Raw genomic sequence first — 11,555 nt, forward strand, 5'->3', positions numbered from 1 at the left:
GATGCTCGCACTACGTATGTTTTAATAACTCTTAACTCTTAACTCCTAACTCCTAACTTTTCTCATCTCCCTCATGTCAATCTTCCTCTCTTTCTACGCTTTCATCGCTATCGGTATTGCCGAAGGTGGTTTGGGTGTTCTGATTCCCTCAATCGGCGAAACTTACAATTTAACTTCTGCAAACATTACCCTACTTTTTCTCAGTCAAGTTACGGGTTATATTTTCGCGGCTTTAGCTAGCAGTATTTTAAGTAGTCGCATCGGATTAGCAAGGATGTTGCTGTTAGCATCCATAAACCTGACAATTGCTTTAATCATCTACGCTTTTAGCCCTTTTTGGTGGCTGATGGTTGCTGCTGGCTCCTTGCTGGGTTTGGGAATTGGCTTAATTGATGCGGGGATTAACAGCTATATTGCCAACCGAAATCAAGCGGATTTGATGGGATGGCTGCACGGGTTTTATGGAATTGGGGCATTATTGGGACCGGCGATCGCCACTACGTTATTAGCGGTAAACTTACCTTGGCGCGGTGTTTATCTGGTTTTTGCTGCGGTTGTGGGATTGATGGTAGTTGGGATGTTATGGGCTGTGATGTCCGATTTCAAACCTTTAACTAAGAGAATTAAAAAATCGGATAAAACTGCTTCTGCAAATTTGGGTGAAGCTTTAAAAACACCCACAGTTTTGTTAGCTGGTTTGTTGTTAGCAGTTTACGTTGGAACCGAAGCATCAGTAGGTAACTGGGCTTACAGCGTCCAAAATATCAGCCGAGGTACCCCCACATTAATCGCGGGTTATAGCGTCAGTGCTTACTGGTTGGGGTTGACTTTAGGACGTTTTATCAGCGGACGTTTTGTTAAATTGTGGGGTGCAAATCGTACTTTAAATTACAGTTTAATATTATTAGTTTTAAGTTTAATAGCTTGGTGGTTATTACCAAATCAATTAATCAGTTTACCTTTAATTGGTATTGCCTTAGCTCCGATATTTCCGCTGACAATCTGGTTAACACCGCAAAGAATGCCGAGTGGAATTGTACCGGCTGCGATCGGTTTTATTACAAGTTTGGCAAGTTTAGGTGCGGCTGCAATTCCTTCGTTAGCTGGATTTTTTGCATCTCGCTTTGGATTGGAGGTTATTCCGGTTTTGATGATTCCTTTAGCTGGGGTGATGGTGGTTTTACATCGTTGGATGGTGAGGAATTGTTGATAAATAGCTCCGCGTGAATTGTTAATGCAATAAGCCGGAGGCTTGACGCGCAGGCGTATCGCGTTTGTATTTATCCAATAGATTGCCAATGCGACGCTGTAATAAACCGAGACAGATGAGCTACGTTCGTTGTAGCTACAATTACTTCTGTTTTCTCATCGCAAAGAAGACGGGCTTGAGCAGATAAAATCACATCCCCATCTAATGCTTTAGCATCAGCGGTGGGCTGTCCCATTTTCCTAGCTTCTGCCCATAATTCAGCCGCCAGAAGCATAGTATCAGTTTGAATCGGGATATATTCGAGGGTTTGCTTTAAATTGTCGAGCCGACGCAAACTTCGCAATAATCCTGCACGAAGAAGCTCGCGACGAACTTCATAATCTGAAATTTCGGGGATGGCAACTTTTCCTCCGCGTCGTAAGAGGGATTTTAGCCAGATTTGACAATCAAGGGGAGTGCCTGTAGCTTTTGGATTCGTAACCATTCCCAGGGGACCAGAATCCAGTAAAATCAAACGATTCATGGGAATAAAGGGCGATTAGATAACCGATCTTCATCTAAGGCAGTTTTCAAAAAATCCCAAGCTTGCTGATGTTCCGAGGCATCTTCAGTGTCATCCAGCCAGGAATCTAGAAGGTTTATCGCTGCTTGATTTTTCTGCGCTTGCTCGGCATCGATAACGGGTGAAGCGGTTGATGGAATATTTTGTCGAAACTGGCGCAAAGTATCCAGTAAATCTGACCAATATTCTCTAGGGGTAGCTTCAATTTCATGAAGCAGCACTTCGAGAGTGGTTGGAGGTGAGCTAGACTGGTTAGTCATATCAGTGAAGATTGCCGTTAAATATTACATCTTAATTTTAACTTAGCAAACTATTGGGTATGGCAGTTAATAGAGATTAATCAATTCAATATTATTAAGTTTGAGTTTGATTGCTTGGTGGTTGTTGCCAAATCAATTAATAAGTTTACCTTTAATTGGTATAGCTCTTGCTCCAATTTTTCCCTTAACAATTTGGTTGACACCGCAAAGAATACCGACTGCGATCGTCCCAGCAGCGATTGGTTTTATTACGAGTGTCGCAAGTTTGGGAGCAGCAGCAATTCCTTCTTTTGCAGGGTTTTTTGCTTCTCATTTTGGGTTAGAGGTTATTCCGGTTTTGATGATTCCTTTAGCTGGGGTGATGGTGGTTTTGCATTGGGGGATGGTTAATCAACATAACGAAGCCCTCAGACTATAAGTCTGGGGCTACACAAACAAAGCCCACCTTCGTGGGCTAATGGTATGAAGTATAGTTTATAGCTTGGGATTTTATTTATTCTAAGTAACTGTTGGCTATGATGTTAAAGTTTACCTTATTCAATTCGATATAGCCGTTTAAATATTCTGGTTCTACTTTGCTCATATGTTCTGATTCATCGTCTGTAGGCAACCAGAAGCTACTTTTGATTATCGAATTTTTAAATTTAGAATTACATGGTATATTCTGTTGCAATAGGTGTTCGTATACAAATTGTTTGCGAATGTCTCTGGACTTTATTTCTTTACGCTTGTTCTTATCAAAATAGTAATTAACAGGTTTATATTTAATATCAATTATATTAAGACAAGTCACACGTTTAATAAATCTTTCATACATAAAAATAATTTCACGTTCATCATAACTTAACTTTGCGCGTGTAATAGCAGTAGGAAAATAGATTCTAACATCGTTGAATAATGACTGCACAAAAACATTCTTCCTCTTCTTATTAAGATTAAAATTAGTCGATAAAAAATTGTAAAATGCATCACCAGTATAAACATTGTTTTTTAATGCTACATAAAATACATGATTTAATATACGCATTAAAAGTAATATACTGTGGTTTAATTCTTCCAAACTTATTGTCCAAAAAGAATAGAAATTATTTGGAAGCTGAGAATTTATTGATAAATAATCGTTTTGATTAACATACTCTTTTTTTAATTCATAGAAAGTATGATAGCCTTCATATTGATTTTCATAAGCAATTCTCAACCATATTTCTTTGGATAAACTAGGTATTTCACAATAAAAGGCGGTTCTATAACCATAATCATCCCAATGAGTCCAAAATTTTCCACGATTAAGATCCATTCTTAAATGGCAACTATTTGTTTCTCCTATATGCTGAAAATTATATGGATTATCAAGTATGACGGCATCTGGTCTTAAAGGTGAACCATCTATTTCAAAAGCATTGTTGACATTTAATAGTTTTGGCTCATTTTCAATTCTTGCGATTACATCTGATGCTAAATTAATGCTATCTATATACAAAAGCCGAGAAGAATCAATACTGTTTACCAAATAAGTCAAACACATTGATTCCCAAACAAAACAGAAATTGTTAATCCCCCATATCTCTCCTTCCTCTTGCTGCGATAATTTACCGTATAGAAATAATTCAATAGCGTTATGAAAATCCCAATAATCAGCGTCTTTAATAGGTGTTCGATGTTCAATCGTTTCTAAAATATCTTTGAGAATATCAACCGTTTGAATACAAGATTCTTCATTAAATAAACTGCTTTCAGTATCAAGATATCTATGAGCAAATTCTTCAGATAATGCTTTTATTTCAGATATTATCTCTTCACTCAATTGCTGCTTAACTTCCACAAATATGTAACAATACATCCCAACAATATCAGTTGATTGATATTTTACTTGCAACCCGGGCATATCCATTGTGTCAATATATGCAGCACCATTAGGTAAGTACTTAGCCCTATCAAGGTATTGATGGATTTGGGAATAGTCTATTTCTTCACTTTCTCCCAAACGATAAGCTAATGACATTATTTTAGGTTCGTCATAAGCATCCAGTATTTTACCAATTGCATCCAACTTTGAGTAAAGCAGTACTTCATCATCATCGTTTTCAGGTAGTATAACTTTCTGTACGCTACCGTTAGTTTGAATTACTCCATCCCTATCATTTTTAAGTTGCTTTTCTAAGTTACTTTTTTCAGCACAAATATTTTTGTAGCGTCCTAATATTTTGTAAAGCAAAAAATAAATATCGCGCTTGCTATCATATGTATTAAACTTCTTAGCATCAAAGCCTTTAGGTAGGTAAAGCTGCAATTTATTATCTTGTTTTTGAATACCTACGAAGGAATATTTCTCGCTAACAATCGGTTGTAAATCTTGAAAATTTAACATTAGAAATGGTATAAAGAATCTTCATCTTCATAATCAATAGCAGGTACGCTATCATGCCAAAATTCTATTAAGTCTACAGAGTATTGTAAAAAATCTGCATAAGTAGTAAGTTTTATGTTTTTCTTCTGGAGTTTATTTTCTAATAAGCCTATTAGGGGTTTTTTATCTCTTCCGAATACACTATCCCATAAATAAAACATTAACTTATCACGTACTTGCTGAAAACTTATTGCGTAACGATATGGAAATCTTTCAGGATTATCCTCCCAGATTTTTTCAGGAATAATAAACCACCATCCAATTTGCTTATCCTCAATCTTTCTTATTGAAGAATGACATGATTTAATAAATTCGTTTACCCCTATTATGACAAGATACCATCCAATTAATTTATTATTAGGCATTGATAATTCAATAAGCATAACTTCATGAGGTATTGATGTATCTATAGAAGGTGCTTCGATATATTCCCAGTCCCAACGGCGTTTAAATGCCGTGTCTAAATAATAAATGGATTCATCTGAAGTATTTATAGTACAAATTATTGATAAGTTCGGTGGAATATAAATCTTTTTTTTACTCAAAGAATCTTCAACAACATCTACACTCAATTCTGAATTAGGCTTTAGTTTGTTTTGCAAATCTTTAATAAATCTCTCGAATGAAGCATCATCTACCGAGATGTTTTCTCTATCATTAATACCGGCTCTATAACCCATAGCATTTAACAAACCTACTATCTCCATATCAGAGATATTTATCCCATAAGTAGACCATCCATCATTGTTCCTATCCAATAGTTGAAACACACTACCAAATATTGCAGCAGCATTACCTCGGTTTAATTCATCTATCACAAGTAGATAATTCTGCTCTTTTTCTTTATCGTCAATAATACTGCGATAAGCTTTACCTAATACTTGCAAAAAATATCCAGGATAATATTTATAGATAATCGAATTACCAGAAGAAAAGGGTAATAATTTACCCATAAAATCGGAATATTTATATTCGGGATGAAATACTGTTTTAACAATATTAGAATGCTGTTTATCTCTATTTATCCCTAATTCTTTCTCTGCTATTTCATTTACCTTATAGCTTTTCCCCGTACCTGGAGAACCAAATAATATCTTTTGTACCGGACTCATGCACCACCTGCGATCGCAACATTTACGATTGTATTCGATAAAAAATTGATCTGGTACTGTTAAGATAAGTGACCGTATTGACCACAGTGTTTAAATTATAATCAAAGTATATCTACGTAAACTTATCCAATTTACAACCCGCGAAGGCGGGTTTTACCTGTGTAGGCGCGATTTCAATCGCCAGGTTAAATACCAACCCCAAACCCAAAATCGTCTAAACTCAAAGTGTCCGCTAACTCTCTACACCCCATGTCTCGCTGGTTTAATATTGCTGGTCCGTGTAAAGCAGACAAACACTATATGCTACCACCGACAAGTCGGCTACCCGATTTGTCAATGCTGATCGAACAAGAAAGCTATTTTGTCGTTCATGCACCCCGTCAAACTGGTAAAACCACGGCAATGCTAGCACTAGCCCAACAACTTACTGCAACTGGACGTTATGCAGCAGTCATAGTATCGGCGGAAGTAGGAAGTGCCTTTAACAATGACCCCAGCGCCGCAGAATTGGCAATTTTGGGGGCTTGGCGTGGTGCGATAGCGAAGCGCTACTGCAAGCAGATCGCTTCCAACTGATATTCCTTAGTTTATCTTTTTAGGGCAGATTTCAAATTCAGAACGCGCACGAAAGAAGCAGACATCAAACTCAAATAAGAAATTGGCTTGCCCCAAAATCAAAGGCACATCGGCTGCTTGTGTCCAAGCAAATGCTAGGTTAACTGTTGTGAATGAGCAACTTGAGCATCAACAATGACTGCGCGAGCTTCAAATCGAGCCAAGTTTCCTGCTAATACAACCGAGAGCGTCTCATCTTCCCAGATTAAGCCCAGTTGTAGTCCTAACTCGTAGGGCAAAACATTAACGCTTGCGCCTGTATCTAATAAGCCTTCGGTGTTAAGGGATTTACCATTAAGATTGAGCCTCAGAGGCAGATACGGCATTCTATCAACTATACCGAGACTGCTATCAATAATTTTGTAAGGGAATTTTTGAGCGTCAATCATTCTGCTTTTGTTGTTTTGTCGCCAGAAGATTCATTAAAACATTAGCAGCCTCAGAGCAATTGTAGGGCGACCAAACAGGATACTCTTGGTTAGCAACAAAGAAGTTCGCATCTTCTTCTTTGACGAGTTCTGTTGCAAGAAACTGCATTAACCGAAGCTTGTCAATTTTTGGAAGTCCCTGGATTTGCGACATGAGTTCAGCCAATGGCATTTGAGAATCTCCTCGTTTGAAGTTTGGTGAAAAGATTGGGGGACGAGCGCTAGCATTTATTTATTTTACCAATCGCTTAGGGGGTTGGTTGAAGAACTTTCAATCCCTGTGTCAACAATTTTCACCCTGAGCGATGAAATTGGTAATAAGTAATCAAACAATAACAATAAGAAGAAAAAAATCCCCGAACCCAAAATCGTCTAAACTCAAAGTGTCCGCTAACTCTCTACACCCCATGTCTCGCTGGTTTAATATTGCTGGTCCGTGTAAAGCAGACAAACACTATATGCTACCACCGACAAGTCGGCTACCCGATTTGTCAATGCTGATCGAACAAGAAAGCTATTTTGTCGTTCATGCACCCCGTCAAACTGGTAAAACTACGGCAATGTTGGCATTAGCGCAACAACTTACCGCAAGTGGACGCTACACAGCAGTGATGTTATCCGCAGAAGTGGGAAGTGCCTTTAACAATGACCCCAGCGCCGCAGAATTAGCAATTTTGGGAGCTTGGCGTGGTGCGATCGCCATCCGTCTACCGCAGGATTTACAACCTCCTACTTGGGTATATGAGGAGCCAGGACAAAGAATTCGAGCTAGTTTACAAGCTTGGGCGCAGGCTTCTCCTCGACCTTTGGTAATATTCGTTGACGAAATTGATTCCTTGCAAGATGATACTTTGATTTCGGTGTTGCGGCAAATACGGGATGGTTATCCCAATCGTTCAGAAAATTTTCCCTCTTCTGTGGGATTAATCGGTTTACGAGATGTACGCGATTATAAAGTTGCATCTGGTGGAAGCAATAGATTAAACACATCCAGCCCTTTTAATATCAAAGTCAGTTCCATTACTCTAAGAAATTTTAACGCCGCAGAAGTAGCCGAACTATACCAACAGCATACTGAAGATACAGGACAAATTTTCACGCCAGAAGCAAGCGCAACAGCCTTTGATTTAACTCAAGGTCAGCCTTGGTTAGTTAATGCATTAGCCAAAGAAGTTGTAGAAAAAATGGTTAAGGATAGAAGTATTGCTATTACCAAAGAGCATATTTTAGAAGCTAAAGAAATATTAATTGCTCGTCGAGATACCCATCTTGATAGTTTAGCCGAACGCTTGCGGGAACCAAGAATAAAAGCGATTATCGAACCAATGTTAGCTGGTTTGGAATTAGGAGATATCCCCAATGATGATATTCAATTTGTAATTGACTTGGGTTTGTGTATAATGCATCCCCAAGGTGGATTAGCAATTGCCAACCCAATTTATCGTGAGGTTTTACCCAGAGTATTAACGGTGACACCAATGGCTTCTCTACCAATGATTGCACCGACTTGGTTAACTCAGTCAGGGGAATTAAATAAAGATGCTTTATTAGAAGCTTTTATTAGATTTTGGCGACAGCACGGAGAACCATTATTAGGTAGTACTGGCTACCACGAAATTGCACCCCATTTAGTATTAATGGCTTTCTTGCATCGCGTTGTTAATGGTGGTGGTACGCTAGAGCGGGAATATGCAATCGGTAGTGACAGAATGGATTTATGTTTGAGGTATGGTTCTACTACCCTTGGTATTGAATTAAAAGTATGGCGCGAGAAGAAGCGCGATCCACAAACTGAAGGAATCGAACAATTAGAATCATATTTAGCACGCTTGGGATTGAATGAAGGTTGGTTAGTTGTGTTCGATCGGCGTAAAAATGCATTACCAATAGAGGAACGTTTGTCAACCCAGATTGTGACAACTGAAAGCCAACGGGCTATTACTGTGATTCGGGCGTGAGTTAACGGTCATTAAAGATGATCTTCCTTTATCTAATAAGCCTTCGGCGTTCAAAGATTGACCATTAAGATTGAGCCTAAGAGGCAGATACGGCATTTGATCAACCATGCCGAGGCTGCTATTAATAATTTTGTAGGGGAATTTTTGAGCGTCAACCATTCTGCTTTTGTTATTTTGTCGCCAGAAGATTCATTATATTGTTCCAATATTTTGATGCACTCGTACCAAATCCTCTGTGGTTACGGACTCAACTTGAATTATATGCGATCAAGTAGCGTATTATATTCTGCGTGAGAACCAACCCAAAACCAGATAATTGTGTCATATTCCAATTGTCCCACGGCTCGATAGTCTCTGTTAATTCGCGCAGAATAAATTGGTAATATTGGATGGACTTTCTTGAAACGCAAGCTGGGGTAGTTTGGATCTTCTTTAAACTGCCGATATGCTTTGCGTGTTTGTTCTTGTATTTGGGTTGGTAAGTCGGCAAACATTTTGCGGAATTTGGCCGTGGTACGAGATTTCACAATTTGTCTGGGTCTAAGTCTTGGGTTTTACCTGCGCGATATTCTGCCATTGCTTCTGCTGCCAAATTAGCTAATATATCTGGAGAACGTGCAAAGGCATCGTCCCACCGTAATTCTTCTTCTATTTCTTCTATTATTAATACCGCGATCGCATTTTGTTTGTCGGTTGGTAGGGTTTTGAGTTTAGCGATCGCTTGTTCGAGTAGTTCTGTCATCTTTAAATCCAATCCGCCTTCCTTAAGGTTGAGCTTCTAACTTTCTATTTTAGGTTACAGCCGATTGGGGGATGTTAACGTTTACGTTTATTCGCGTATTGGGTAAATCGCTTTTACTCAGTCCACCCCAACCTGATTGCAATATAGCCCTCCCTATGAGAGCGATCGCCTGTAAAACGATATCTGCCGTTTCTTCTGGGTTACGACTTCAATAATTATTTACCTTTTGTTCCGATGACTTCGCACCAAGCAGTTGCAAAAAATGCGTCGGGGTCATTGCTCCAGTTATGCAGTGCCGCCGCGTCCGTGTCGTTCAATTTTAGTGCCAGGTATTCGGCTATGATTGAGGGCGATTGGGAGCAGTCGTAGGTAGCAGAGAATTCGATTTTTTCAAACCCCGCTGTTCTCAACAAGCGGGAGAGCTTCCGACCGATGTATATGTCACCACCGTTCGCCGTCTGAAGGTCTGCATAACTTTGGATTGCAGACTGAAGACCAGGAACGTCTGGACCAACGATAAACCCTCCCCAGTCTGGGCTGCGAATTGCTGCAATACCACTTGGCTCAAGAACCCGCAGCATTTCTGTAAGAGCTTTTTCGGGTTCGGAGATGTGTTCAAAAATAGCGTGAGCGAAGACAACGCCAAACGACGAATCTGGAAAAGGCAGTTCGTAAATTGACCCCACGTCGAATGCCACATTGGCAAGACCTAAATCCGAAGCACGACTGCGGGCAAGCTCGATCTGCGATTCCTCTCGGTCAATTCCTTGAACGTGACCCGAATTTAGTAAGAAAGCAAAATCGCAAGAAATGGAACCTGGCCCGCAGCCACAGTCAAGTAGCCGCAAGTTTGAATGAAGGTGAGGAAGTAGAAATCCAGCATGGCTCGCAGCAGTGCGTTGAGCCATAAAGTCGCTCGCTGTTTGGGTGTAGCCCGGTGTGTACTCCTCAGTCATCTCAATAGCGTAAATGAGTTTGTTCTAGTCGGATAACTATTCGCTTCGTGCAGATCGAGCAGTCACACAACCGAACGTAGTCTATATCGGCATCAACCTCGAATTGAACAGCTCCGCAGTGACAGGAACCAGTGTACGTTGCCATAACTTTAATCACTCTCAAGCCAGAATATTTATACTTGAAAGCCATAGTAAACCCAAACAGCAATTCTGGCAGAGTTTTCTATTAAATTAACTTAATCGCTTTTTCCCGTACCAAGGCTACCCAATATTACCTTTTGTATTGGAAGCATAAAGCTCATACACCACCTGCGATCGCAACATTCACGATTCTATTCGATAAAAAATGTATCCAGTACTGCAAAATAATTGACCGTATTTACCGCTGTATCTGACGCTAAAGGCAAAATACACTTACGTAAATTCCGCCGCTATACAACCCGCGTTCACCGAAGGTGCGGCTCAGGCGGGTTTTGCCTGTGTAGCCGCGATTTCAATCGCCAGGTTAAAATATCAACCCCTTCCCCAAAATCGTTTAAACTCAAAGTGTCCGCTAACTGCAAACACCTCATGTCTCGCTGGTTCAATATTGCTGGTCCGTGTCAAGCCGATATCCACTATATGCTATCTCCAACAATACGATTACCAGATTTGGAGGAGTTAATCGAACAGCGTAGTTATTTTGTTGTTCATGCACCTCGTCAAACTGGTAAAACTACGGCAATGCTAGCACTAGCGCAACAACTTACCGCAACTGGACGTTATGCAGCAGTCACGGTATCGGCGGAAATGGGAAGTGCTTTTAATCATGACCCAGGTGCAGCAGAATTAGCAATTTTGGGAACTTGGCGGAATACAATTGAGGATAACCTACTCCCAGAACTACAACCCCCAACTTGGATTTATAATGCTCCTGGGCAGAGAATTAGCGAAAATTTAAGAGCTTGGTCACGAGCGATTAAGCGTCCGTTAGTGTTATTTATCGATGAAATCGACTCTTTACAAGACGATACGTTGATTTCGGTGTTGCGGCAGCTACGCGACGGCTACCGTAGTCGTCCAGAAAATTTTCCTTCATCTGTGGGGTTAATTGGCTTACGAGACGTGCGCGATTATAAAGTTGCATCGGGTGGAAGTGACAGATTAAATACAGCTAGCCCTTTTAATATCAAAGTTAGTTCCATTACTTTAAGAAATTTCAACGCCGAAGAAGTGGCAGAATTATACCAGCAGCACACGGAATATACTGAACAAATTTTCACACCAGAAGCAAGCGCAACAGCTTTTGATTTAACTCAGGGACAA

Annotated in this window: 13 protein-coding genes and 1 pseudogene; 5 read left to right on the forward strand and 9 right to left on the reverse strand. The window is 39.9% G+C overall.

The window, feature by feature from the left end; all coding sequences use genetic code 11:
- Window positions 1–73 precede the first annotated feature (73 nt).
- Window positions 74–1,210, forward strand: a complete 1,137-nt coding sequence (locus VB797_RS31505) for an MFS transporter (RefSeq protein WP_323241729.1) — start codon at window positions 74–76, stop codon at window positions 1,208–1,210.
- A 70-nt stretch (window positions 1,211–1,280) separates the two neighbouring features.
- On the opposite strand, the gene VB797_RS31510 is transcribed toward VB797_RS31505, so the two are convergent.
- Window positions 1,281–1,694: a nucleic acid-binding protein gene (locus VB797_RS31510; RefSeq protein ID WP_323241730.1), complete on the reverse strand. Its 414-nt coding sequence runs from the start codon at window positions 1,692–1,694 to the stop codon at window positions 1,281–1,283.
- A gap of 35 nt (window positions 1,695–1,729) precedes the next feature.
- Window positions 1,730–2,032, reverse strand: a complete 303-nt coding sequence (locus VB797_RS31515) for a hypothetical protein (RefSeq protein ID WP_323241731.1) — start codon at window positions 2,030–2,032, stop codon at window positions 1,730–1,732.
- Window positions 2,033–2,132: 100 nt separating this feature from the next.
- Between VB797_RS31515 and VB797_RS31520 the strand changes: the two genes are divergently transcribed.
- Window positions 2,133–2,450 (forward strand): hypothetical protein, encoded by a 318-nt coding sequence (locus VB797_RS31520; protein WP_323241732.1) that lies wholly within the window; start codon window positions 2,133–2,135, stop codon window positions 2,448–2,450.
- 75 nt (window positions 2,451–2,525) lie between these two features.
- Here the strand turns inward: VB797_RS31520 and VB797_RS31525 are convergent, their stop codons facing one another.
- Both VB797_RS31525 and VB797_RS31530 read right to left on the reverse strand, forming a co-directional pair.
- On the reverse strand, window positions 2,526–4,400 hold the full coding sequence (locus VB797_RS31525; protein ID WP_323241733.1) for a hypothetical protein: 1,875 nt from the start codon (window positions 4,398–4,400) through the stop codon (window positions 2,526–2,528).
- Window positions 4,400–5,551: a restriction endonuclease gene (locus tag VB797_RS31530; protein WP_323241734.1), complete on the reverse strand. Its 1,152-nt coding sequence runs from the start codon at window positions 5,549–5,551 to the stop codon at window positions 4,400–4,402. Before VB797_RS31530 ends, VB797_RS31525 begins: the two co-directional genes overlap by 1 nt.
- 249 nt (window positions 5,552–5,800) lie before the next feature.
- On the opposite strand from VB797_RS31530, the pseudogene VB797_RS31535 reads away from it, so the two are divergent.
- Window positions 5,801–6,100, forward strand: a pseudogene (locus VB797_RS31535) (hypothetical protein); the annotation flags it as partial.
- A 161-nt stretch (window positions 6,101–6,261) separates the two neighbouring features.
- On the opposite strand, the gene VB797_RS31540 reads toward VB797_RS31535, so the two are convergent.
- Window positions 6,262–6,555 carry a hypothetical protein gene (locus VB797_RS31540; RefSeq protein ID WP_323241735.1) on the reverse strand — a complete coding sequence of 98 codons (294 nt, stop codon included), beginning with the start codon at window positions 6,553–6,555 and terminating at the stop codon, window positions 6,262–6,264.
- On the reverse strand, window positions 6,548–6,766 hold the full coding sequence (locus tag VB797_RS31545) for a hypothetical protein (RefSeq protein WP_323241736.1): 219 nt from the start codon (window positions 6,764–6,766) through the stop codon (window positions 6,548–6,550). The genes VB797_RS31540 and VB797_RS31545 overlap by 8 nt, the downstream gene beginning before the upstream one ends.
- Before the next feature lie 235 nt (window positions 6,767–7,001).
- Here VB797_RS31545 and VB797_RS31550 point away from each other — a divergent pair, with 235 nt between their 5' ends.
- On the forward strand, window positions 7,002–8,552 hold the full coding sequence (locus tag VB797_RS31550) for an ATP-binding protein (protein ID WP_323241742.1): 1,551 nt from the start codon (window positions 7,002–7,004) through the stop codon (window positions 8,550–8,552).
- Between the two features lie 257 nt (window positions 8,553–8,809).
- Here VB797_RS31550 and VB797_RS31555 read toward each other — a convergent pair whose 3' ends face one another.
- The 3 genes from VB797_RS31555 to VB797_RS31565 all read right to left on the reverse strand — a co-directional run bounded on the left by VB797_RS31555 (window position 8,810) and on the right by VB797_RS31565 (window position 10,202).
- Window positions 8,810–9,079 (reverse strand): hypothetical protein, encoded by a 270-nt coding sequence (locus VB797_RS31555; RefSeq protein ID WP_323241737.1) that lies wholly within the window; start codon window positions 9,077–9,079, stop codon window positions 8,810–8,812.
- Entirely contained in the window at window positions 9,076–9,294 is a 219-nt protein-coding gene (locus VB797_RS31560) for a hypothetical protein (RefSeq protein ID WP_323241738.1), read from the reverse strand. The genes VB797_RS31555 and VB797_RS31560 overlap by 4 nt, the downstream gene beginning before the upstream one ends.
- Window positions 9,295–9,509: 215 nt before the next feature.
- Entirely contained in the window at window positions 9,510–10,202 is a 693-nt protein-coding gene (locus tag VB797_RS31565) for a methyltransferase domain-containing protein (RefSeq protein ID WP_323241739.1), read from the reverse strand.
- A 618-nt stretch (window positions 10,203–10,820) separates the two neighbouring features.
- Here VB797_RS31565 and VB797_RS31570 point away from each other — a divergent pair.
- The coding region (locus tag VB797_RS31570; RefSeq protein ID WP_323241740.1) for an ATP-binding protein at window positions 10,821–11,555 on the forward strand (735 nt) is incomplete at its 3' end.

The organism is Rivularia sp. UHCC 0363 (genome assembly GCF_034931125.1).
Lineage (GTDB): Bacteria > Cyanobacteriota > Cyanobacteriia > Cyanobacteriales > Nostocaceae > Rivularia.